Origin of the sequence: Meiothermus cerbereus, assembly GCF_051297115.1 — a bacterium.
GTDB lineage: Bacteria > Deinococcota > Deinococci > Deinococcales > Thermaceae > Meiothermus > Meiothermus cerbereus_A.
In genome coordinates this window covers 1-23,365 of sequence record NZ_JBEVAL010000046.1, presented here as the reverse complement: position 1 = coordinate 23,365, position 23,365 = coordinate 1, and the positions used below count along the sequence as shown (strand labels likewise).

21 protein-coding genes are annotated in these 23,365 nt (G+C 61.9%); 11 read left to right on the top strand and 10 right to left on the bottom strand.

What is annotated here, in order from left to right; genetic code table 11:
- Nucleotides 1-149: 149 nt before the first annotated feature.
- Nucleotides 150-797, bottom strand: a complete 648-nt coding sequence (locus tag ABWU19_RS10245) for a ribonuclease HII (protein ID WP_435901598.1) — start codon at nucleotides 795-797, stop codon at nucleotides 150-152.
- Nucleotides 798-994: 197 nt separating this feature from the next.
- On the opposite strand from ABWU19_RS10245, the gene ABWU19_RS10240 reads away from it, so the two are divergent.
- From ABWU19_RS10240 to ABWU19_RS10230, 3 genes are all read left to right on the top strand, one after another.
- A complete protein-coding gene (locus ABWU19_RS10240; protein WP_435901597.1) occupies nucleotides 995-2,017 on the top strand; it encodes an NAD(P)/FAD-dependent oxidoreductase in 1,023 nt (340 codons plus the stop codon).
- Nucleotides 2,018-2,177: 160 nt separating this feature from the next.
- Entirely contained in the window at nucleotides 2,178-3,296 is a 1,119-nt protein-coding gene (locus ABWU19_RS10235) for a GGDEF domain-containing protein (RefSeq protein ID WP_435901596.1), read from the top strand.
- Between the two features lie 27 nt (nucleotides 3,297-3,323).
- A complete protein-coding gene (locus ABWU19_RS10230; protein ID WP_435901595.1) occupies nucleotides 3,324-4,484 on the top strand; it encodes a MalY/PatB family protein in 1,161 nt (386 codons plus the stop codon).
- A gap of 101 nt (nucleotides 4,485-4,585) precedes the next feature.
- Here the strand turns inward: ABWU19_RS10230 and ABWU19_RS10225 are convergent, their stop codons facing one another.
- From ABWU19_RS10225 to ABWU19_RS10195, 7 genes are all read right to left on the bottom strand, one after another.
- The gene (locus ABWU19_RS10225; RefSeq protein ID WP_435901594.1) at nucleotides 4,586-5,377 is read right to left on the bottom strand and encodes an SDR family NAD(P)-dependent oxidoreductase; all 792 of its coding nucleotides are present in this window, start codon (nucleotides 5,375-5,377) and stop codon (nucleotides 4,586-4,588) included.
- A gap of 11 nt (nucleotides 5,378-5,388) precedes the next feature.
- Nucleotides 5,389-6,246, bottom strand: coding sequence for an ABC transporter permease (locus ABWU19_RS10220; protein WP_435901593.1), 858 nt, complete (start codon nucleotides 6,244-6,246; stop codon nucleotides 5,389-5,391).
- Nucleotides 6,247-6,331: 85 nt separating this feature from the next.
- On the bottom strand, nucleotides 6,332-7,279 hold the full coding sequence (locus ABWU19_RS10215; RefSeq protein ID WP_435901592.1) for an ABC transporter permease: 948 nt from the start codon (nucleotides 7,277-7,279) through the stop codon (nucleotides 6,332-6,334).
- Nucleotides 7,280-7,354: 75 nt separating this feature from the next.
- Nucleotides 7,355-8,854 (bottom strand): ABC transporter substrate-binding protein, encoded by a 1,500-nt coding sequence (locus tag ABWU19_RS10210; protein WP_435901591.1) that lies wholly within the window; start codon nucleotides 8,852-8,854, stop codon nucleotides 7,355-7,357.
- Between the two features lie 326 nt (nucleotides 8,855-9,180).
- Nucleotides 9,181-10,389, bottom strand: coding sequence for a M20 family metallopeptidase (locus ABWU19_RS10205; protein WP_435901590.1), 1,209 nt, complete (start codon nucleotides 10,387-10,389; stop codon nucleotides 9,181-9,183).
- Nucleotides 10,390-10,432: 43 nt separating this feature from the next.
- A complete protein-coding gene (locus ABWU19_RS10200; RefSeq protein WP_435901589.1) occupies nucleotides 10,433-11,416 on the bottom strand; it encodes a P1 family peptidase in 984 nt (327 codons plus the stop codon).
- 34 nt (nucleotides 11,417-11,450) lie between these two features.
- A complete protein-coding gene (locus tag ABWU19_RS10195; RefSeq protein ID WP_435901588.1) occupies nucleotides 11,451-11,663 on the bottom strand; it encodes a CDGSH iron-sulfur domain-containing protein in 213 nt (70 codons plus the stop codon).
- A gap of 143 nt (nucleotides 11,664-11,806) precedes the next feature.
- Between ABWU19_RS10195 and ABWU19_RS10190 the strand changes: the two genes are divergently transcribed.
- A complete protein-coding gene (locus ABWU19_RS10190) occupies nucleotides 11,807-13,714 on the top strand; it encodes a phosphoenolpyruvate carboxykinase (GTP) (protein ID WP_435901587.1) in 1,908 nt (635 codons plus the stop codon).
- A gap of 29 nt (nucleotides 13,715-13,743) precedes the next feature.
- A complete protein-coding gene (locus ABWU19_RS10185) occupies nucleotides 13,744-14,154 on the top strand; it encodes an acyl-CoA thioesterase (RefSeq protein ID WP_435901586.1) in 411 nt (136 codons plus the stop codon).
- 92 nt (nucleotides 14,155-14,246) lie between these two features.
- On the opposite strand, the gene ABWU19_RS10180 is transcribed toward ABWU19_RS10185, so the two are convergent.
- Nucleotides 14,247-15,581, bottom strand: coding sequence for a glucose-6-phosphate isomerase (locus ABWU19_RS10180; RefSeq protein WP_435901585.1), 1,335 nt, complete (start codon nucleotides 15,579-15,581; stop codon nucleotides 14,247-14,249).
- Nucleotides 15,582-15,872: 291 nt separating this feature from the next.
- On the opposite strand from ABWU19_RS10180, the gene ABWU19_RS10175 reads away from it, so the two are divergent.
- Together ABWU19_RS10175 and ABWU19_RS10170 are read left to right on the top strand one after the other, a co-directional pair.
- Nucleotides 15,873-18,125 (top strand): RelA/SpoT family protein, encoded by a 2,253-nt coding sequence (locus ABWU19_RS10175; protein WP_435901584.1) that lies wholly within the window; start codon nucleotides 15,873-15,875, stop codon nucleotides 18,123-18,125.
- A gap of 239 nt (nucleotides 18,126-18,364) precedes the next feature.
- Nucleotides 18,365-18,997 (top strand): DUF92 domain-containing protein, encoded by a 633-nt coding sequence (locus ABWU19_RS10170; RefSeq protein WP_435901583.1) that lies wholly within the window; start codon nucleotides 18,365-18,367, stop codon nucleotides 18,995-18,997.
- 216 nt (nucleotides 18,998-19,213) lie between these two features.
- On the opposite strand, the gene ABWU19_RS10165 is transcribed toward ABWU19_RS10170, so the two are convergent.
- Complete coding sequence (locus ABWU19_RS10165; protein ID WP_435901582.1) at nucleotides 19,214-19,510, bottom strand: hypothetical protein; 297 nt, start codon at nucleotides 19,508-19,510, stop codon at nucleotides 19,214-19,216.
- 307 nt (nucleotides 19,511-19,817) lie between these two features.
- Here ABWU19_RS10165 and ABWU19_RS10160 point away from each other — a divergent pair, with 307 nt between their 5' ends.
- The 4 genes from ABWU19_RS10160 to ABWU19_RS10145 all read left to right on the top strand — a co-directional run bounded on the left by ABWU19_RS10160 (nucleotide 19,818) and on the right by ABWU19_RS10145 (nucleotide 23,142).
- Nucleotides 19,818-20,177, top strand: a complete 360-nt coding sequence (locus tag ABWU19_RS10160; protein WP_435901581.1) for a hypothetical protein — start codon at nucleotides 19,818-19,820, stop codon at nucleotides 20,175-20,177.
- Nucleotides 20,174-20,848, top strand: a complete 675-nt coding sequence (locus ABWU19_RS10155) for a response regulator transcription factor (protein WP_435901580.1) — start codon at nucleotides 20,174-20,176, stop codon at nucleotides 20,846-20,848. The genes ABWU19_RS10160 and ABWU19_RS10155 overlap by 4 nt, the downstream gene beginning before the upstream one ends.
- Nucleotides 20,849-20,927: 79 nt before the next feature.
- A complete protein-coding gene (locus ABWU19_RS10150) occupies nucleotides 20,928-22,289 on the top strand; it encodes a sensor histidine kinase (protein ID WP_435901579.1) in 1,362 nt (453 codons plus the stop codon).
- Nucleotides 22,290-22,359: 70 nt separating this feature from the next.
- Complete coding sequence (locus tag ABWU19_RS10145) at nucleotides 22,360-23,142, top strand: DeoR/GlpR family DNA-binding transcription regulator (protein ID WP_435901578.1); 783 nt, start codon at nucleotides 22,360-22,362, stop codon at nucleotides 23,140-23,142.
- Nucleotides 23,143-23,365: the final 223 nt, after the last annotated feature.

Here is a 23,365-nt window from a genome sequence, read left to right as displayed (position 1 = left end):
TCTCCACCAATCCCCTGCCCCTCTATCGCTGGCTTAGTGGATGTATATGATAAAAGCCTGTGTCCGCCTCCGGCGGACGTGGGGGAGTCCATGTATCCCACGGACTCAAAGTCCGGGGGATTATAGCTCCCCCACGCCCCCTCCTTTCTCTAAAAAAGCCCTGTCTGGGCTACCGGAGCAAAAGTGCGGCGGTGTTCCTCACAGGGGCCAAGCTTGTCCAGGGCCTGCAGGTGGAGTGCGGTGCCGTATCCTTTGTGCTGGGCAAAGCCATACCCTGGATACCGCTGCTCGAGCCCTTCCATGTAGCGATCCCGCGCCACCTTTGCCAGAATGCTGGCCGCCGCTACGGTGGGGCTGTTCTGGTCGGCCTTAGGCGGGCAGCGAAGCAGGCCGGGCGAGTCGGGTCGGGGTGGGTTATTGTGCAGATATTGCCGCCACTCCCGCTCCAGGCGCAGATAATCGGTGAGCAGGGCTTCTGCAGGCACAGCCAGTTGCGCCAGGGCCCGCGCGGCGGCCAGGTGGGTGGCCTTGAGGATGCCGAGGCGGTCTATTTCGGCCACCCCGGCCCACCCCACCCCCCAGGCCAGGGCCACGACCCGAATTTGGTCGGCCATCTGGTCGCGCAGCCTGGCGCTAAGGGTTTTGGAGTCCTGGAAAGGGTACTGGGTTTGGTCTTGCGGGGGGGGCAGAATGACGGCTGCGGCCACCACCGGCCCGGCCAGCGCGCCCCGGCCAGCTTCGTCCACACCGGCCACCCGCAGGCCCATCCTCCACCAGTCAGACTCCAGCGCTGGCATCTCGAGGCAAAGCCTACCAGAACCACCGGCGGATTGACGAAAAACCCCCCAGGCCCGATTCTTGAACTTAGAATGACCGGCAACCCGTTCAATTCGTTTTGCCTTTTGCAGCGCTCTTCTGAAGCACCAGCAGAAGAAGTGTTCGCATCCAGCCAGCTTTGGCCTGAGCAGGGCAAAGCGCCTGGGGTGGGGTTGGCATGACAGGCATCCCCGATGTGTTGGTAGTGGGCGCCGGGCTGGCCGGGCTGGCCGCTGCACGGGACCTGGCTCGAGCCGGCCACACCGTGCATATTTTGGAAAAGTCCCGCGGGGTAGCAGGACGGGCGGCTACCCGCAGGCTCGAGCTAGACGGCAGGGTTGTGCCCGTTGACCACGGCGCCCAGTATTTCACAGCAAAAAACGCCCCCTTGCAGCTCCTGCTCCCCGACCTGGTTCAGCATGGCCTGGTGCGGGAATGGGCCCAGGGTTTTCCAGTTTTGAAAGCAAGCGGCATCAAGGCACGCAGGCCCGGCCACCCACGCTATATCTGCCCGGATGGCATGAGCACCCTGGGCAAGGTTTTTTTGCAGGGGTGGGAAGCCCACGACCGACCCCTGCCGCTGGAAATCGAGGCCCTGGTCACGGGGGTGCAAAAGGCCGCTGAAGGCTGGACGGTAACGCTCGAGGATGGTTCAACCCGCTCGGGGCGGGCCCTGGTGCTCAACATGCCAGCACCCCAGGCCCTCAGACTGACCCAGGGGCAGCTCAAGCCCGAGGTGCAGATGGCTTTACAGGCCGTGCGTTATGCACCCTGCTGGGCCGTCATCCTGGTCCCCCGTCAGCTGCCCTACCTGGACTGGGTGGGGCTGGAAATCGAGCATCCGGTACTGGCCTGGGCCGCCCTCGACCACACCAAGCGGGCGGTGCCAGACCCGCCGGTGCTGGTTCTGCAGGCTTCGCCAGAGTGGAGCCAGGCCCACCTCGAGCTAGACCCCGACGAGGCCCTCCAACAAATCATCAAGGCGGCCCAGGAACTCTTCGGCGACTGGATTGGGCAGTGCCGTACCGCCATGGCGCACCGCTGGCGCTACGCCCTCCCTACCCAGACCCATCCCTGGCCCTACCTGACGCAAGAAAACCTGGTGTTTTGCGGCGACTGGTGCGGTGGGCCCCGAATAGAGGCGGCCCTGGAGAGCGGGTGGGCCAGCGCCGATTACCTGGTCAAATACCTGTGGCCCTGAACCTAAAAACCCGCTCGCACTCACAGGTTCGCCAAGTCGAGTACCGGCGCTGGATTTGGTTTCACAACAGCCGGCTCGAGGCGTTCAGGCTCCGTTAAGACCCCTTTTGCTAAGCTATAACCACCTACGGCAGGCTGAGTTTGTATTTGGAAAAAAGCATATGCTGCCCCAGCGTTCACCCGACCCCTACACCACCATCGAGGTGGCCGACCCCCTCGAGACCCTGCGCGTCCGCATCTCCTTGTGGTTGCTTCCGCTCGGGGCGCTGGCCGCCCTGGCCGCCTGGGGGCTGTCGGTGACGGCGGATAAGCTATCACTTCCCGACAAGTACCTGCTTCTGCCCATAGCCACCGGGTTCCTGGCCCTGGAAGTTTACCTCTGGCGCAACCCCCAAAGCATTCGCTGGGTCTGGCAGGTGGCCCTGAGCCTGATCGCGGTGTATGAAATTGTCAGCCTGTACTACGAAGCCGCCTACAAATTGCATCAGCGCGACGGCATCACCCCTGCGGTGCTGTGGTTTCCCATGGTCTTTCTGATGGCCTTTAACCTGCTCAACCGAAGGCAGGCCTTGCGGTTTTCCCTGACCTATCTGGGGTTGGGCTTGCTGGCAGGCGGCATTGGCCTGCTCGCAAGCCCCTCCCTCAACGCCACTTCCATCAATACCGCCCTGCAATTTACCCTTTCCAACATTGCTTACCTGTCTTTGCTGTACATGTTTGCCTTTCTGCGCCGCCACTACGCCCAGATGCATCAGCTGGCCCATACCGATGCGCTTACCAACCTGACCAACCGCCGGGCCATGCAGCTCAAGCTGGATAACGAGCTCGAGCGGGCCCGCCGCTACAACCGCCCGTTTGCGCTTGTTCTGGCCGACATCGACCATTTCAAGAAGGTCAACGACACCTACGGCCACTCGGTGGGGGACCAGGTTTTGCGCGAAGTTGCTGGAAGGCTGGCCCAGCACCTGCGCGATAGCGATAGCCTGGCCCGCTGGGGCGGTGAAGAATTTCTAATCCTGGCCCCCGAGACCGACCTGCACCAGGCCCAGCTCCTGGCCCGGCGCCTGCTCGAGGCCATCGGCGAAAGCCCCATATCGGGGGTACCGGTCACGCTCAGCCTTGGGGTGGCCTGCTACCGCCAGGGTGACACCGTGGCGGCCATGCTGAGCCGCGCAGACGAGGCCATGTACCGGGCCAAAGCCGGCGGACGCAACCAGGTCGTACTGGAAGAGCAGCTCGAAGATGTGATCATCCCGGCCCACACCACACTGGAGCCATAGCTGCCCCCTTGGCGATAAGCTATAGCCATGCAACTCGACCAGCTATCGCCCCGCACCCTGCGCGACCCCCACGGCTACAGCGGCAAGTGGCACTTTTACCCCGAGGACGTGCTGCCCATGTGGGTAGCCGACATGGACTTTCCCATCAGTCCGGCCATTACCCAGGCCATCATGGAGCGGCTCAAAGAGCGGGTGGGCTATCCCCAGACGAAGGGCGATAGGCAGCTGCTCGAGCTTATTGTTCAGCAACAAAGCCGTCACGGCCTGGAAGGCCTTACCCCCGAAAACCTGCTGCTCACCACTTCGGTCGTACCAGCCATCTACGCCAGCGTGCTGGCCCTGAGCAGCCCCGGCGACGAGGTGATTACCCAGGTGCCGGTTTATCATCCCTTTCTGAACGTGCTGGCCGAGCACCACCGCATTGCCCGACACAACCCCTTGCTGCCCACCCCCAGCGGCTGGGAGATCGATTTTGAGCAGCTAAAGCACCTGGTCACCCCCCGCACCCGCCTGCTGATGCTGTGCAACCCCCAGAACCCCACCGGGCGGGTCTTCCGGCGGGACGAACTGGAGCAACTGGCCGACTTCGCCCTGCGCCACCGGCTTTGGGTGATGTCGGATGAGCTCTGGGCCGACCTCATCTACCAAGGGCAGCACATCCCCATTGCCTCCCTGGGCCCCGAAATAGCCCAGCGCACCGTTACCCTGACCGGGCCTTGCAAAACCTACAACACCGCCGGACTGGGCGGCGGTGTGGCCATCAGCCACAACCCGCAGATACTGGCGGCCATGGCCCAGGTCAGCAAGGGGCTGGGCGGCCACCCCAACGTACTCTCGATGGCCGCCTGGCGGGCCGCGCTCGAGCACGCCCAGGACTGGCTAGAAGAAGTGCGGGCCTATCTAAAGGGCAACCGCGACTTCATCACAGCGTTTATGCAGCAACACCTGCCTCAGGTCGGCTACCGGCCTCCACAGGGCACCTACCTGGCCTGGCTTGATTTCAGGGGCGCCCCTTTTGCCCAGGAAATCCACAAGGTCATGCTCGAGCGGGCCAAAGTAGGCCTCAACGAGGGCCGGATGTTTGGGCCGCAGTACCAGGGCTGGCTGCGTTTGAACTTCGCCACCAGCCGCAAGCTGGTGCAGGAGGCGCTCGAGCGAATTGCAGGGGTGATGCAGGCTGCAGATTAGAGCGCCTTCAGAGAGAATGTCCATAGCGAGTGCTGTTCAAGGCATATTTTTTGCCGCTGGGGGCAGCAAACAGCGAAGACCGCGATGGCACCACCAGCCGGTTACAGCGGGGGATCAAACCGTCCATCAATCGCGGTCCAGCCCCCATCCACAAACAAGATGGCCCCGGTGATGTAGGAAGCCGCTGGCGAAGCCAGGAAAGCCACCGCTGCCGCCACCTCCTCAGGGCGGCCCCAGCGCCGTAGGATGCTGCGCTCGGCATAGGCGTTGTACCAGTCGGGCTTGCTCTTGATGGGTGCGGTGAGCGGGGTGTCAATCACACCTGGCCCAATGGCGTTGGCCCGCACCCCCCTGGGGCCCAGCTCTACCGCCAAACCCCGCACCAGCTGGATGGTTCCGGCTTTGGTCATGGCGTAAACCGACTGCCCCGGCTCCACCACCTGCGAACGAATAGAGGAAAAAGCTATCAGCGAGCCCGAGCCCTGTTCGGCCATGGCCCGGCCCGCTTCGGTTAGCACATTAAAAGTACCCTTGAGGTTGACGCTTACCACCCGGTCAAACTCCTCGCTCGAGTAGTGCAGGATGGGCTTGCGGACATTGATGCTGGGGGTGGTTACGGCCACATCGAGCCGCCCATGCCGCTCCAGAATGCCCTTGATAAGCCCCTTTACCCCTTCCACATCGGTAATGTTGACCAGGTCGGCTTCGGCCCGGCCCCCATTGGCCTCAATTCTGCCGGCGGTCTCGGCGGCCAGTTCGGCCTTCAGGTCTGCCACCACTACGGTAGCCCCCTGAGCCGCCAGGGCCTCACAAGAGGCCTGGCCAATCCCCGAACCTCCCCCTACCACCAGCGCCACTTTGCCGTCGAGCCGAAACATGTCTGCGTAGTTCATAGCAACCTCTTTCAGCTTCTTTTTCTCGGGTCCAGGTAATCCCGCAGCCCATCACCCAGCAGGTTGAAGCCCAGCACCGCCAGGCCAATCGCCAAACCGGGGAAAATTACCGGATAAGGCGTGAGTTCCTGGTAACTCTGGGCCTCGCGCAGCATCCGGCCCCAGCTGGGGTTGGGGGGCTGGGTGCCCAAACCCAGGTACGAGAGCGCGGCCTCGGCCAGAATTGCTACCGCAAAAGCCAGGCTGGCCTGCACCACCAGGGGCCCGATGATGTTGGGGAGCACGTGCCGTAGCATAATGCGCCCACTGCCCATGCCCAGGGCCCTTGCGGCCTCGATATAGGGCAGGGTCTTGACCGACAACACGCCGGCCCTGGCCACCCGGGCAAAAGCCGGCACCGCCGCCAGGCCAATGGCCACCATCGAGGTGGTCACGCCGGGGTTGAAAATAGCAGCCAGAAGCAGGGCGATGAGCAGGGCCGGGAGGGCATACAGCGCCTCCAGCAACACCGACAGAATCTGGTCGAGCCAGCCGCCCAAATACCCTGCCAGCACACCCAGCAAAAGCCCCACCGAAAGCCCAATACCCACTGCAATCAGGCCCACATAAAGGGCGTTCTGGGCCCCCGCCAGCACCCGGGCCAGGGTATCGCGCCCCAGGATATCGGTGCCAAGGGGATGCCCTGGGGAAAAAAGGGGGGCCAGGCGGTGGGGGGTGGTGGCGTTGGGGTCGACGGGGTTGAGTGTGCTGGCCAAAACCATCAGTAGAACCAGCAGAATCAGGAAGGAGCCCACCTTTAGTGCGATGGGCAGCTTTGCCCAACCAGATGACCTCCTGGAGGTTTTCGATGGGACAGCCTGGCTACGCATAACTCACCCTCGGCCTCCAGTAGACATCTTCAGCCACCCCTTCCTCCCCTTGGGAGGAAGGGGCCGGGGGATGGGGGGCCGCCCTTCACGCATAACTCACCCTCGGATCGAGCAAAGCATAGAGCAAATCCACCAGCAGGTTCATCAGCACAATAAAAGCCGCTATCACCAGCACCACCCCCTGCACCAGGGGGTAGTCGCGCGCGCTGATGGCGGTAAGCGAGAGCGAGCCCAGGCCCGGAATCCCGAAGACCGTCTCCACCACTACGGTGGCGATAAGCAAGCTGGCGAACTCGAGGCCCAGCACCGTCACCACCGGCAGAGCCGCGTTGCGCAAGGCGTGCTTGTACAGCACCACCCGCTCTGTTAGCCCCTTGGCCCGGGCAGTACGGATAAAATCCTGCGAGAGCACCTCGAGCACACTTCCCCGCACCAACCGCACCAGAAACGAAGCGCTGGCCAGGGCAACGGTCAGCACCGGCAGCACCAGGGCCGACAAGGCCCGCTGGGGGTTCTCCCAACCCCCAATAGGAAAACTGGTGGGCAACGGCAGCTTGAGCCAGACGATGAAGATGTAAATGAACATCAGCCCAACCCAAAACGAGGGCAGCACAATCCCCACCAGCGAGGCCACCGAAACGCCCAGGTCTATTGGGCTTCCGGCCCTGCGGGCCGCCAGGATGCCCATCGGTACTGCAATAAGAGTGGCCAACAGCAGCGAAGCCACCACGATGGGCAAGGTAATCCCCAGCCGGGCCACGATGAGTTCGGAGATGGGCCGCTCATAACGAATCGACTGCCCCAGGTCGCCCCGCAGCACCCCGCCCAGCCAGCTCAGGTAGCGCTCGAGGGGGGGTTTATCCAGCCCCAAGCGGGCCTCGAGGGCCTCTAAATCGGCAGGGGTCGCATCAATGCCCAAAATGGCCTGGGCTGGGTTGCCAGGAATCAGCAGCAGTGCAGCAAAGACCAGCAGCGTCGCCAACCATAAGGTGACCGTTGCAAAGCCAAGGCGGCGAACCGTGTAGGCAAACATAGTCAAGACTCGAGGGTCGAGGGTCTAGAGCCGAAACGCCCTTGACACTCGACCCTCAAAGCTAAGGCTTACAGGCTACTGCCGTACCCACACCTCGGCCACGCTGATGGCGGGGGTCAGGAAACCGTCGGGCCAGTTCTGAATGCGGGCTCGATAAGCGCCCAGCGCTGGCAGGGTCATGGTCCAGACCCCAGCGGCATCCTCAGCCAGTAGGCGCTGGGCGGCGGCCAGGGCCTCGCAGGCTTTGGTCTGGTTGGGCGCCCGCAGGTACTGGGTGAAAAGCTGCTGGAAACGCGGGTTGTTGTAGCGCCAGTAGTAGTTGGGGTTGGCGTAGTTGCCAATATCGTTGGCTTCCACGTGGCCGATGATGGTCATGGCATAGTCGGCCTGACGGAAGACCCGCTGCAGCCAGGTGTTGAAGTCGGTAACCTGGATGGTTACCTGCAGCGGCCCCAGCTTGTTGAGCTGGGCCACCATGGCCTCGCCAATGCGGCGCTCGTAGGGGAACTCGGCGGCCAGGTTGAAGGTAAAGCGCAAGGGGTTCTGGTTGGTAAAACCAGCCTCGGCCAGCAGGCGGCGGGCCTCATCGGGGTTGTAGGCATTGAAGTTGCTCAGATCCACATAGCAGGCCTCGCCCGGCGAACGCATGGAGCCAATCTTGGTGCCGTAGCCCAGCATGGCCCCCTGGATCAGCTCGTCCTTGTTGGTAGCCAGGGTGATGGCCCGCCGCACCCGCACGTCGTTGAAGGGCGGGCGGCTGTTGTTGAACCCGGCCACAGCCTCGGCGGTAGCCGAACCAGAGAACACCTTGAAGTTGGGGTCGCGCGAGAGCACCACCGCGTTTTCGGGCAGTAGGGCGTAGGCGATGGCATCCAGGTCGCCGGCCCGCAGACCGGCCAGCTGGGCATCCCCATCGCCCAGGAAGCGGAAGTTAACCCGATCCAGGTAGGGCAGGCCCTGCAGGTAGTAGTTGGGGTTGCGCTCGAGCCGCACTGCCACACCCCGCTCCCAGGCCGCAAAGCGGAAGGGGCCGGTGCCAATCGGCTGCACCCGCTGCTCGGCCAGAGGCCGCTGCCGGGGGCCAATCAGCGACTCGGGGCGCGAGAGGATGAAAAGAAAGTCGTTGTTGGGCTGGCGCAGGCTAAACACCACCGTGTTGGGGTTGGGGCTGGTGATATTGGCGATGTCGCGGTAAAGGTCGGGGCGCAGGTGGCCCGAGGCCCGGGTATCGGGGTTGCGGGCCCGGTTAAACTTAGCCAGCACATCCTGGGCGGTGAAGTCGGAGCCGTCGTGGAACTTCACCCCCTGGCGCAGGGTAAAGGTATAGGTCAGGCCGGAGTTAGAAACCACCCAGCGCGTGGCCAGTGAAGGCACGATCTCGCCTTTGGGGTTGCGCTTGACCAGCCCTTGCAGCACATTGTCGTAGACCACGCGGGAGATATCCGCACCCGCCACCTGGGTCGGATCCCAGGCTGCGGGTTCAGTTTGGATGGCGATGGTAATAGAGCCACCGCGCTGCTGCGCCCAAGCCAGGCCAGCCAAGGCCAACACGCCTATAAGAAACCAACGTTTCATCACGATTCCTCCTATTTTTTATATGGGAATGTCGCGATTTATGGCCGCGTCGCGCGGGTGGGCTCGGTATCACGAGTCCCACCAGAACATCAGTTGGGTCTTCTCCACCCTCCCGATCCGAAAAAAGCCTTACCGATACGCTTTTTTCGGCACCGCTCGCAAGTAGACAATAACACGAAAACCAGGGGGTTGGCAAACGGGATTATCGCCCCGCAATGCAGCAATTATCGCACTCTTCACAGACGTGGCCCCCATCCGGGGGGCCACTGTGCTGTACAAGGCAAAGCAATCAAGTTGTGAGCAGCTCGATATTTGTGAAGAGCGCTCTAAGCTGCCGGCAAGCCATTCTGCAACATCAGCACAGCGACAGCAGCATAAAGCCTGGCAGCCGCAATCAGCTCTTCAATCTCGATATGCTCGTCAACCTGGTGTGGAACGGTACGATTCCCTGGCCCAATGGTCACAACAGGCAAGCCGGCCCAGGCCCACAAAAAAGTGCCATCGGTAGCCCCCGGCACCCCACCGTAGCGGACGGGCATCTGCAGCAGTTGCAAGCCTTGTTCTACCGCTTGCACAAGCACAGTGTCGCGCGAGGTTTCGCTGGCGGGGCGGACTTCGAAGACCTCCAGGGTTGCGCTTACACCGGCCCCCAGGCTCTCTTCCAGCACTTGCCGAAGCCTGGCCTCGAGGGCCCGGTGATCCTGGCCGGGGTTGGTGCGGATATCCAGCCCTACCCGCACCCGATCGGGAATCACATTGAACTGCCCCGTCCCCGCCCCCGCCTCGAACACCGTAGGGGTCAGCCAGGGCAGGCCCAGGTATTCGTGCTGGCTTTCGCTCTGCAAAGCGGCTTGCAGCCCGCCCAGCGCCGCCACAAACCGGGCCGCCGAGGGGATGGGGTTGGCCCCGGCATAGGGCATGGCCCCGTGGGCCATCTTTCCCTGAAAATGTACCCAGACCCGCATGGCGCCCTTTTGCCACAAGCAGACCTGGTTCTCCTCCGGCTCGCAGATGATGGCCCCGGCGAAGCCTTCGGCATAGCCCGCCCGGATAAAAGCTTTGATCCCGATCATCAGGCCTTCTTCATCGCAGGGGATGCACAGCCGCAGGGTTTTGCGGGGCTGGCCCAGCACCTTTTGTACCGCTACTGCCGCGCAGATGGCCGCTGCCAGCCCTCCTTTCATATCGCAGGCTCCGCGCCCGTAAATCTTGCCGTCCAGGATCCGGGCTTCATAGGGGGGAACCGTCCACTGCTCGGGATTGCCGTGCGTGACCACATCGCTATGGCCCTCCAGAATCAGCCCGCCGGAACCTTGCCCCAGGTCGGCAATCAGGTTGGGACGGCCTGGAGCCACCTCCTGTACGGTGGTCTGGAAGCCGCGCCGGCGCAGGTAGGGCTCTAAAAAATCCACCACCGGCTGCTCGCCCGGCCCTGGATAGTAGCTTGCGATGCGAACGAGCTCCTGGGTCAGGCGCACCAGTTCGGCGGTGTCTACGGCCTGGGCAGCTTGAAGGGCAAGGTTGTTTTTGTCCATTGTTCTTCCCGGCAAAGCGGTCGTAAGAAACCGCTCTTTGCGCCTATTTTTCGTACAGGTCGCGGTAGGAAACCAGCCCACCCACCGAATAGGCATGCAGCACCCCGTGCACCAGCGCCCTGGCAAACACATCGGCGGCCACCGCACCCAGGCGGCTGAGTTCGGCAGGGCCTGCAATTTCCACCTCCCCCGTAGCCAGGCAAAAAATCACATCGCCATCGAACATGGTATGGGCTGGGAAGACGGCCCTGGCAATGCCGTCGTGGGCCATCTGGGCTACCTTTTGGGCCTGGGCTTTGCTCAGGCGGGCGTTGGTGGCTACGCATCCAATTACGGTATTGCTGGGCACGAAAGAGGTCGTGAAAAGATCGCTGTAGTCTGGGGCCGACAGGGGCCTGGGGGGGTGTTTGAGCTTGAACTCGCCGTTTTGCTCTAAGAAACGTGCATAAAGCTCGCCCGTTATGGGGTCGTGGGCCCTTCCATAGGCATTGGCCGCCACGATAGCCCCCACCACCACCCCGCCGGGCAGCTCGAGGCTGGCCGTGCCGGTGCCGCCCTTCAGACCGCCGTTGCGTGCCCCGGTGCCCACCCCCACCACGCCCTGCTCGACCGGCCCACCCTTCAGGTTCTGGGCCGCCTGGTAACCGTACTGGGCACTGGGACGCACGGTAGAGCTGCCTACCAGCAGGTCGAAAATCACCGCGGCTGGCACAATGGGCACGACGGCGCTACCCACCGGATAGCCTTTGCCCTGCTGCTCGAGCCAGCGCATCACCCCTGCGGCCGCCTCGAGGCCATAGGCACTCCCCCCCGAGAGCACCACGGCTTGTACCTGCTCAACAAGGTTAACCGGGTTCAACAGGTCGGTTTCGCGGGTACCGGGCGCACTGCCGCGCACATCCACCCCCGCCACCGCCCCGTTCTGGGGAAAGATAACGGTAACACCCGTAAGGTTGTCCAGGTCGGTAAAGTGGCCTACCTGGATACCCGGAACATCGGTAATGGCGTTCAGAGGGCCAGGTTTCATGTGCGCCACCAGCATAACAAAAAGTCCGCACAGCCTATTGCAGTTCTATTTCCAGCTCCCCCCCTTCCGCCACAAAACCCACCCGCTTATGGCTCCCATCGCAAAATGGTTTGCATTCCGAGTGGCCACAACGGCACAAAGCCAGCTTGGCTCGCTCTAAAACCCGCTCTTCTCCGTTAAGCACAAACCTGCTGCCTTCGGGCAGGTCGATCACCAGCGAGCCATTTTCGCGCAAGCGAATTCTCATGTGCCCAGTTTAGGGCAGTTGGGCAGGCTTCATCCAAGCCGGGGCGATTGACCCTACAGCAGAATGGCCGCAAAGCGAAGACTGGTTTTGAAGGCTAGTGAGAGATTTATCAAAGTCGCCAGCCTGTCGCAAGGGGTATCTATATGCCCGTGAAATATCCCGGTACTACCGTTAGAGTAGAGGAGCCTATGCAGAACCTCGAGTTCCCCCCTTACATCAAAAGCGAGCGGGTCAAACACTGGATTGCCGAAGCGGTTGCGCTGTGCAAGCCCGATGCAGTTCACTTCTGTGACGGCTCTGAGGAGGAGTATAACGCCCTGTGCGACCAGCTCGTCGAAGCCGGTACGTTTATACGGCTCAACCCCGAGCTGCGCCCAGGTAGTTTTCTGGCCCGCTCCGACCCCAGCGATGTGGCGCGTGTGGAAGACCGCACCTTCATCTGCTCCATCAACAAAGAAGACGCCGGCCCTACCAACAACTGGGTCAACCCCAAAGAAATGCACGCCACCTTACAGGGCCTCTTCGATGGCTGCATGCGGGGCCGCACCATGTACGTAGTGCCCTTCAGCATGGGGCCGCTGGGTTCTCCCATCAGCTACATCGGCATCGAGATTACCGACTCGGCCTACGTGGTGGTGAACATGCGCATCATGACCCGCATAGGCAAGGCCGTCTACGAGGTGCTGGGCGAGGATGGCGACTTTGTGCCCTGCATGCACACCGTGGGCATGCCCCTGGAGCCAGGACAAAAAGACGTCCCCTGGCCCTGCAACCCCACCACCAAGTACATCGTGCACTTCCCCGAAGAGCGCAGCATCTGGAGCTATGGTTCGGGGTACGGTGGCAACGCCCTGCTGGGTAAAAAGTGTCTGGCCCTGCGGATTGCCAGCGTGATCGGGCGCGACGAAGGCTGGCTGGCCGAGCACATGCTGATCCTGGGTGTCGAAGACCCCAAAGGTCAGAAAACCTATGTGGCGGCTGCCTTCCCTTCAGCCTGCGGCAAGACCAACTTCGCCATGCTGATCCCGCCTAAGCCCTTCCAGGAGGACGGCTGGAAGGTAACCACGGTGGGCGACGACATCGCCTGGATCAAGCCCGGCTCCGATGGGCGGCTTTATGCCATCAACCCCGAAGCTGGCTACTTTGGGGTGGCGCCCGGCACCTCCTACAGCACCAACCCCAACGCCATGGAGACCATCAAGGCCAACACCATCTTCACCAACGTGGCACTCACCCCCGAGGGCGACGTGTGGTGGGAAGGCATGGACGGCCCCCCGCCCGCCAGGGCCATTGACTGGCAGGGCAACGAGTGGACCCCCGACTGTGGGCGCAAAGGGGCGCACCCCAACGCCCGCTTTACTGCCCCGGCCAGCCAGAACCCGGCCATTGACCCCGAATGGGAAAACCCCAAAGGCGTGCCCATCAAGGCCTTCATCTTCGGTGGGCGCCGGGCCTCGGTGGTACCGCTGGTGTATCAGAGCTTCAACTGGTCGTTTGGGGTGTACCTGGGCGCCACCATGGGCTCAGAGATGACCGCAGCGGCCTTCGGGCAGATCGGCGAGGTGCGCCGCGACCCCTTCGCCATGCTGCCTTTCATCGGCTACCACATGGCCAGCTACTTCAACCACTGGCTGGATATGGGCCGCCGGGTGGTAGATCCGCCCCGCATCTTCAGCGTGAACTGGTTCCGCAAGGGGAAGGATGGCAACTACCTTTGGCCGGGTTTTGGCGAAAATATGCGGGTGCTGAGGTGGATTGTGGAGCGGGTTAACGGTCGGGGCTATGCTACCGAAGGCCCCCTGGGCTACGTACCCCACTACGAAAGCCTGGACTGGCGCGGCCTTGACTTTAGCAAAGAGCAGTTCCAGGAGCTGATGGCCATCGACCGCGACCTGTGGCTTAAGGAAATCCTCTCCCACGAAGAGCTCTTCATCAAGCTCTACGCGCGGATGCCCAAGGAGTTCCTGGCCATGCGCGAGCTCTTGATTTCCAACCTCTGGCGCTCGCCCGAGCACTGGGATGTGGGGGGCCTGGAAGAGGGCGATTCTTGAAGCAGCCTCGAGCCGCTGGTGAGGAATAGTTGTTAAGGTCCGAGTTTGGCTTTTATCATCGCCTGCGGGTGCGGTGGGCCGAGACCGACCCGCAGGGCATCGTGTTCAACGGGCACTACCTAACCTATTTCGACGTGGCTATCACCGAATTCTGGCGGGCTCTGGGCATCCCCTACCCCAGCACGGTGGAGCGCTTTGGGCTGGATTTGTTTGTGGTCAAGGCAACCGTGGAGTACCACGCCCCTGCCCACTACGACGACGAGCTCGATATTGGCGTGCGGGTAGGGCGCATCGGCAACAGCAGTATGCAGTTTGTGCTGGGCATCTTTCGGGGTGAGGCGCACCTGATTAGCGGGGAGGTCATCTATGTGGCCGCCCACCCCCAAACACGCCAGCCCCAGCCGGTGCCACAGGCCATGCGTGAACTGCTGGAGCGCTGAACCCGTTTACATCCCCCTGTGGAACAGCCCATACCAGTCCGGCTTCAACAGGCTCAGCCGCCCCCTACACCGGATCAAACCAGGAAGTGCGGTTATTCCACCCCCTCGGCGCGCAACTCCTGCGCCAGCGACTCCCAGCCCTTGCGGCCCATCAGGGCGTAGGTGTACTCCTTGCCCAGCTCCACCCCCGGCTGGTCGAAGGCGTTGATGTTCCACAGTTCACCCAGGAAGGCGGTCTGCCACATCAGGTGTTGCAGCAGCCAGCCCAGGTGGTAGGCATCGAGTTTTTCCAGGGTGAGGGTGTAGTTGGGCTGCTGGGCTTTGGCCAGGGCGTGGGCGGTGGCTTTGGCCTCGGCATCCAGGAGCTCGAAGAAGCTCTTGCCGAAGAGGTAATCGAGGGCCTCGAGGCCCTTCACCGCCGGGATTTCCAGGTTTTCGCTGGGGTTCAACAAGCGCACGATGTTGATGAGCTTATCGTGCGGCCCCTCGCGGAAAAGCTGCACCTGGGCATGCTGATCGGTGGTGCCGATGGCCCGTACAGCGGTGGTGCCGGTGCGAACCGGACGGCCTGCCCGGTCGCGCATCTTGCCCAGCGATTCGTCGTGAAGTTGCACAAACCAGTCCGGCAGGTAGCGCAGGCGGGTGGAGTAGGGCATAAAAACCACAATGTTCTTGCCCTTTTGGCTAAACAGGTGGTGGATTAGCGCGGTCTGGGCCGGCAGGTTGTGTTCCAGTACAGCCCTGGCCTGCTCATTGGATTTGCGCGCCCCGGCCAGCAGGCCCTCGAGGTCCACCTCGGCAAAAGCCAGCGGCAAGGTTCCCACCGGGCAGGTCACACTAAAGCGTCCCCCCACCGAGGGCGGCACCTCAAAGGCGGTCAGCCCCTCGGCCCGGGCATAGGGGCGCAGGATGCCTTTGGAGGGGTCGGTGGTGATCACCACGTGTTTTTTCCAGTCGGGCAGGCCCAGCTCGAGCCACTGCCGGAACACTAGAAAGGCCGCCATGGTCTCAGCAGTAGAGCCCGACTTGGAAATCACATTGACCAGGGTTTTGTGAGGGTCGAGGGTACGGAGCAACGCCAGAATAGGCTCAGGCTCCACGTTGTCTACAAAATGCAGGCGCACCGGGCCTTTACCTAAAGCCGCACCCACCGCCTGAGCACCCAAGGCCGAACCACCTATGCCCAGCACCACCAGGTCTTGAACCCAGTTGTTGGCCTGGCGGTAGCGCAACACCTGCCGCAGGGTTTCGGTATCTTCGGGTACGTCAATCCAGCCCAGGAACTCGGCGGGGTTGGACTTGCGCTGCCACAGCGCAACGCGGGCCGCCTCTAAGCTTTGAGCGTGGGCAGCCAGCGCCCCAGGCCAATCAATGCCCTGCTCACCTATGCGTTCGGATAGGATATTTGTCAGGTTTAGCCGCAACATGCGACCAGTGTACCGTGGAGGTGTTGCATTTGTCGCAAAAAACGGTGGTCGCTTTACGGTAGCAGCCCGAAAATAGCAAGCCCCCAAGCGAAGGTTAAAATCGATCCGACCAGGCTTATCGTGCTCCTCACAGACCTGGCCTGCCATCCGGGAGGCGCCTGCGCTGTGCAGGACAAAGCAATCAAGCTCAATATTTGTGAAGAGCGCTCTAATTGGCTAGTTTTCGGCAAAATGCTAGACTTAGAAAAGCGTCCTCTAAGGGCTGGCCTTGTGCAGACCCGGAACCTTGATATGACCAAGCATACCCAGCCAACGGCGGCACCTCTATCGCCCACAGCGCATTCCGCAGTTGAGGCCTTGTGGCAACAGCTCGAGCCTCACCTTCACTACCTGCCTGCTGCGGCCAGGGCTCAGGTGCGGGGGGCGCTTGAGTTTGCCTATGTCGCCCACGAAGGGCAAAAGCGCAAGAGTGGAGAGCCCTACATCGTTCACCCGGTCGCGGTTGCGCAGATCCTGGCCGAGCTGGGCCTGGATGCCGAGACCCTCATGGCTGGGCTCTTGCACGACACCGTCGAGGATACCCAGGTGCGCCCTGAGGAGATTGAGGAGCGCTTTGGGGCAGCGGTGCGAAGGATTGTGGAGGGCGAGACCAAGGTTTCCAAGCTCTACAAACTGGCCCACGCCGCACAGGAGGACAAACCCGCCGAGGAAAAGCACGCCGAAGACCTGCGCCAGATGTTTATCGCCATGGCCGAGGATGTGCGCATTATCATCGTCAAGCTGGCCGACCGGCTGCACAACCTGCGCACCCTGGAGTTCATGCCCCCCCACAAGCAGCAGCGCATTGCCCGCGAAACCCTGGAAATCTACGCCCCGCTGGCCCACCGCCTGGGTATTGGACAAATCAAGCTCGAGCTCGAAGACCTTTCCTTCCGTTACCTCGACCCCGAGAATTACCAGGCCCTCGAGGCCCGCCTCAAAAGCCACCGGGCCGAGCGTGAGGCCGCCGTCCAAGCCGCCAAAGAAAAGCTCGAGCAGGCCCTGGCACGGGACTTCATCCTCAAGCAGTCCATCAGGAAAATCGAGATCACGGGTCGCACCAAACACCTGTTCTCCATCTGGAAGAAGATGGAGCGGGACGGCAAGGCCATCGAGCAAATTTACGACCTGCTGGCCTTGCGGGTCATCCTGGAGCCACGCCCCGGCCAGGACCCAGAAGAAAACGCGCTGCGCGAGAAGCAGGTTTGTTACCACGTGCTGGGCCTGGTACACGCCCTCTGGCAGCCCATCCCGGGCCGGGTCAAGGACTACATCGCGGTACCCAAGCCCAACGGCTACCAGTCGCTGCACACCACCGTGATTGCCGTAAACGGGCTGCCGCTGGAGGTCCAGATTCGCACCAGGGAAATGCACCGGGTGGCCGAGTTTGGCGTGGCGGCGCACTGGCTTTACAAGGAGGGTGTGACCGACCCCGAAGACCTCAAGCGGCGGGTGGGCTGGCTCAAAAGCATCCAGGACTGGCAGCAGGAGTACAGCAGCTCGCGCGATTTTGTCGAGGCTGTTACCAAGGAGCTGCTGGGGGGCCGGGTTTTTGTCTTCACCCCCAAGGGGAAAATTATCAACCTGCCCAAAGGCTCGAGCCCGGTAGACTTCGCCTACCATATCCACACCGAGGTGGGGCACCGCATGGTCGGGGCCAAGGTCAACGGGCGCATCGTGCCCCTCAGCTACGAGCTGCAAAACGGCGAGATTGTGGAAATTCTCACCGCCAAAACGGCCCACCCATCCAAGGACTGGATCGACTACGCCAAAACCCGCTCGGCCAAGCAAAAAATCCGCATGTACTTCCGGGCTTTCGAGCGGGCCGAGACCCTGGAAAAAGGCGCGCGGATGCTGGAAAAATACTTCAAACGACGGGGCCTGCCCCGGCCTCTGGAGAGCCAACTCGAGGAGGTGGGGCGCAAGCTCATCAAAAGCTCTTCGCCAGAGGACCTGTACGCAGCCATTGCAGGAGGACGGGTTGCACCACAACAAGTTGCCCGCATCCTGGCACCCAAAAGCGAAGCCCCTGCCGCCAGGCCCAAGCCCGTCAAAAGTGAGCTGGGCATCCGTTTGGAGTCCAATCTGAGCGTTCCCATCAAGCTGGCCAGCTGCTGTGAGCCCGCCAAGGGCGACGCCATTCTGGGCTACATCACCCGGGGACGGGGCGTCAGCATCCACAAAGCAAGCTGCCCCAACCTGCGCCGCCTGATGGAGCAAGACCCCGGACGGGTGGTGCTGGCCTACTGGGAAGGGCTGGGCCGGGTGATGCAGCTCGAGGTTCTGGCCGACGACCGGGCCGGATTGCTGCGCGACATTATGGATGCCATCGCCTGGATGGGCAAAAGTGCCATGGGCGTGAACTCGAGCCCCACTTCACCGCTTTCCTCGCTGTTTCGCATCAGCACCCGCATAGACCTGAGCGAAAGCGAGCAGAAAGCCCTGGACGAGCGCTTGCGTAGCGTACCCAACGTGCGCTCCGTCAGCTGGTCGCAGGTGCTGTAGGGCTTCGAGACCGCGCTGCGGACGGGGTCGCTGGGTAGGTCGGCATGAACAGCACCAGCTTCTACTGGAATCCCCCCTGTCCGTTTGGTCTTTGGGGCCCTTCGGGTGCACCCATAAGAAATGTTTTTGATTTGTTCTTTTCCTGGGGCCCCCGCCTGAAGCGCAGGCAGCAACAGCCCGAAAAACGATGGTGCTCCGATCTATCCCTAACGGAAAGCTTCAGGCGGGGTTCATATTAGATGAATCCCCTCCTGGCTTTATCCATTGCTTTTGGAATCGGGCTGCTGGCCGAGCGAGTGGGCTGGCTCAGGCCGGGGGCTTCCTGGGCTGCCGCTTTGGTAGGGGGCCTTCCCCTTTGGGCTGGAGGAATTCCGGCAGCCCTGGCGGTGCTCTTCTTTGTGGCCCTGGGTAGCCTTGCCAGTCGGCTCAACCACACCAGCCGAGACCGCGCGGGCCGCATGGCTTCCCAGGTGTTGGCCAATGGGCTTCCAGCCGCAGTGGGCATTGCCCTGGGCGCGCCAGCTTTTTTTCTTGCAGCGCTGGCAGCCGCAGCTGCCGATACCCTGGCCACCGAGCTGGGCAGTCGTAGCCGCTGGGCCTGGCATCCGCTAAAAGGCTGTGTAGAAAGCGGGACCAACGCTGCGGTTAGTGGTCTGGGCACCCTGGCCCTGCTGGGCGGGGCGCTGCTTTTTGCCCCCTGGGCAGTCTGGCTCGAGGCGCCGGTGGTAGCGGTGGTGGTGGGGGGCGCCGCCGGCGCTCTGGCCGATACTGTGCTGGGTTTGTTAGAAGACCGCCTGGCCTGGTGGAGCAACGATCTGACCAACCTGCTGGCCACCACACTGGGCGGGTTTTTTGCCGTGATTTTGGCCTGATGTAGTTGCACCAGGGCAGACTTAGCAAAACCAGCGGAATGAGTCAATGCATACCTGGCGCAATTCCTAAAGCGAACTTTCGGTACGGCATCTCGCATTTCGCTTATGGAGACACTGTAAACCCCCGCAAAAACCAATCAAGGACATTTCTTTTGAGGCTGGTACTGCTGGCAGGCACATCGCTGGCAAAATTGCTCAATTTGGGTTCGCGCCGACCTACACAATCTGGCCGCTGCCAAAGCTCTTCTGGTAAAAATTGCGAAAATCCATCAGCCGCTGTTTGGCCTGATCCGCAGAGACCTGCGCGCCTTCTAGAAGTTCGCGCAGCGACTCGAGCTGGCGCTCGAGGTCGGCCCGAATGGTTTTGTCGAAGATAATGGCCTGGTCAAGTTGTTTGGTTAGGGTCTCCAGCAGCTGGCGGGCCTCGGCCAGGTTGGGCTGGACAGGCGAGCCGAACATTTGTCTTTCCAGTTCTTGCTCGAGCTGAAGTAACATGGCTTCAATTTTTCTCATAACTGATTGTACGCCCTGGAGGTAGGGGGGAATTGTTCTCAGCTCGAGGTTCAGCGGCCAGCTCCGGCATCGGAGGGGTTTTTCTGCTGTCCAGTTTGAGCTGTGGCCCAGCTAAAGAAATGCTAAACTCATGGCGTTTGTATTTGCCCTACCATGGCAGTGAGCATTGCTACTGTATTGTGGGCAATTCGCAGGCTTATGAAGCGCTCTTCAATTCCAATCACCGCCAGCCCGCTTTGTCAGGTTAAAATGCCGTTTACTGGAATCCCATGCTCCTGTTCAGGTAGCCTTGCATAGTGGTGGGACCATGCGCAGTCTTCTACTAGCCTTCGTGTTGGCGCTCGCGCCGCTGCCTAACCTCCCCTCTATCCCTTCGGGAAGCGAGATTCGGGTGGTGTCCCCGGATTTGCTCACCGTGTATGTGGTCTGGCAGGTAGAAGCACGCAATCTGGTTCTGCAAAGCATGCTGCCCGCACCCGCCAACCGGGAGGTTCGGGTGCTGTTCCGGGTGGATGGAGGCTATCGTCCGCCATACAATGGAATTACTACCCCCAAGGGGGATATTGCCCTGAATATCCAGGGAGAACGTGTTAGCCTTAATGAGCTTCTGACCCGTACGTATCGCTTGAATCTGCCCAATGGGCGTGTCTTGCCGGAGGTTCGATGAAACGCATTCTTTTGATTGAAGACGACCCCGAAATCGCCCACCTCTTGCAGCTCGAGCTGGGAGAGGCTGGCTACACCGTGGACTGGGCTTCGGGGGGCATGGCGGGCCTGGTACGCCTGCGTGAAGCCGTGCCCGACCTGGTCATCCTCGACCTGGGCCTGCCCGACCTGGATGGAGGCGAGGTGGCCCGCCGCATCCGCGCGGGCTACGAAGTACCCATTATCGTCCTGACCGCTGCCGATGCGGTAGAGCGCAAAGTGAGCCTGCTCTCCGATGGGGCCGATGACTACATTGTCAAGCCCTTCCACCCCGCCGAACTCATGGCCCGCATCCAGGTGCAACTCCGCCACCGCGAAGGCGGCGAGCAGATAAGCGTGGGTGGTTTGGAAGTGCACATCGCCAAGCGGCAGGTGCTGCTTGAAGGACAGGAGCTGCGCCTGTCGCCCAAGGAGTTCGAGCTGCTGTCGCTTCTGGTAAGCCGGGCGGGCAAGGTGTTCAGCCGCCAGGAAATCGAGGAGCACCTGTGGGGAAGGCAGCTCGAGCGCGACTCCAACGTAGTAGATGTGCACATCGCCAACCTGCGCTCCAAGCTGCGGGAAGCCGGTGCTTATGGCTATCTGCGCACCGTGCGTGGGGTGGGGTATGCGCTGCGGCAGCGCGAAGCGGAATAAGCCTGGGCCTCAAAGCGATGCCCAGGCCGCCCAGCCCTGGTGATGGTTGTTGCTTGAGGTTTCCCCCAGGCCCATATTTATGTCCTTCCGCACCCGTCTGATCCTGGCCTATACCATCCTGTGGGTGCTGATACTGGTATTGACCCTGAGCATTGCCGTCTACAGCATTAACTTTGGCTTGTACGGGCAGGTCGAGCGTACCCTATTGCGCTACGTCAACGAGGTGGCTTTGCTGTATGCCTCCGGTCGCGCCGGGGAAATTAGCCTACCCCGAAGCGGCCCGGTGAGCGTAAGCTTCTACAGCACGGGTGGACAACTTTTGGTAGCACCCACCCCTGACTTCGACCACAAAGTGCCCAAAAACTATATCCGTGCTGCCAGCAACACCGCCAAGCCCTACTACGCTCCAACCTTTATGGCGGCCTACCAGAGCATACCGGGAGCGGTGGTGGTGGTCAGCCAGGACACCCGGTACATTGAGAGCATCTCGGCCACAGTTCGTACCACCCTGATTCAGGGCATGGCCTTTTTGTTGCCGCTGGGAGCCCTTCTGATTGTGCTGGCCGCCCAGGTTTCGCTCATCCCGCTGCACCGGGCGGCCTCGGAGGTAGACAAGCGCGGCCCGCGCAACCTCGAGCCCATCCACTACACCGGCCCCAAAGACGACCTGGGGGTGATGATAGAGAAGGTCAACGACCTGCTGGGTGAGCTGCGCGAGGCCCAGGCGCGCGAACGGGCCTTTCTGGCCGAGGTCTCGCACGAGCTTCGCACCCCCTTGACCTCGCTGAATGGCTACCTCGAGCGCCTCAGCCGCAACCCTGGCGACACCGAGATGCTCGAGCGCTCCCGTAAAATTGCCGCCCATGCCGTCCGCATGGTGCAGGACCTGCTGGCCCTGGCCCGGGGCGAGGCCGAGCGCAGCGTTAATGCCCACATCGTCAACCTGGGCGATCTGCTGCGCCAGGCTGTGGGCGAGTACCCCGGCGTGGTGCTCAAAATGCCCTCGGAGTTTCCCGAGGTGCTGGGCGATCCCGACCGCTTGCTGCAACTGGCCCGCAACCTGATTGCCAACGCAGTGCGGGCCGCCGGTGCGCCCGAAAAAGTGCAGGTGCGGGTCTGGATGGTCAAAGAACCCACCGACAACCCCCCCGACCCCTACGAGTCCGCCGACGAGGCCCGTGTCACCTCCACGCCCGAGATGAGCCCCCCCAAACAACCCTGGGCCGCCTTTGCCATTGTGGACCGGGGGCCGGGCATCGCACCGGAGGTACTGCCCCGCCTGTTTACCCGCTTCGCTCGAGGCCCCGAGGGTGGCACCGGGCTGGGGCTGGCCATCGCCAAACAGATTGCCGAGGCCCACGGGGGCGAAATTCGCGTAGCCAGCCGGCCTGGCGAGACCCGCTTCACGGTGTTTCTGCCCCTGCTGGTTGAGGAGGACTGAACCTCGAGAAAATCCTTTCTTGCTGCGTTTTCGATTTGCTTTCTTTGTTTGGCTTTCGTATGCTTTCGCTATGCCCTCTCTCGAGGCCACCTTTCGCCACCAGGAAATCCTGGCCATGCTGCGCCGGGATGGCCGGGTCGAGGTAAGCAGACTGGCTCAACACTTTGGCGTTTCCACCGTTACCATCCGCACCGACCTGGAGTACCTGGAGCAACAGGGGCTGTTGCGCCCTACCCGAGGGGGAGCTGTGCCGGCGGAGACCAAGCGTTTCGAGCTTCCCCTGGAGGAAACCCGCCAGATGCACGCCAGGGAGAAAGAGCGCATCGGCAGTTACGCCGCCAGCCTGGTGCGCGACGGCGAGACCATCATTCTGGATGTGGGCAGCACCACCACCGAGCTGGCCAAAGCCCTTTCGCCCTCGCTCAAAAACGTGGTGGTCATCACCAGCGGCCTCAACATCGCTTTGCTGCTGGAGTCGCACCCTGGCATTACGGTAATTGTTACCGGGGGCACCCTGCGGCCTTTGCAGCATTCGCTGGTCAACCCCTACGGCACCCTGCTTTTGCGCGAAATCAACGCCGACAAGGCTTTCTTGGGCTGCAACGGGGTACACCCCGACAAAGGCTTCACCAACACCAACCTGCAAGAAGCCGAGATTAAGCGGGCCATGATGGAGGCCGCCCGCGAGATTATCGTGCTGGCCGACCACAGCAAGATTATGCAGGTGGCCGCAGCCCGCATCGGGCCGCTGGAGGCAGCCAACCTGCTCATCACCGACCGCAAAGCAAAAAAAGAAGACCTCGAGGCGCTTTATAGCAGGGGGCTCGAGGTTGTGGTGGCCCGGCATACCTAATGCAAACCGGAATCTGCTTCGAAACTTTTCGCAAGCATTCATAACTGTTGACAAGCCTCTGGCCCAGCCCTTAGACTCCGCTTGAACCTTGAAGGGGAAAAAGGACCTTCCTGCATATCCAAAAGTGGTTTTGCCGTGAAGTGCAGCCCCCAAAAGGCTGGTATCTAATACCAACCTTAGATAGATAGTCATTCTTCAGGAATCCACCCGAACCCCGCCACCC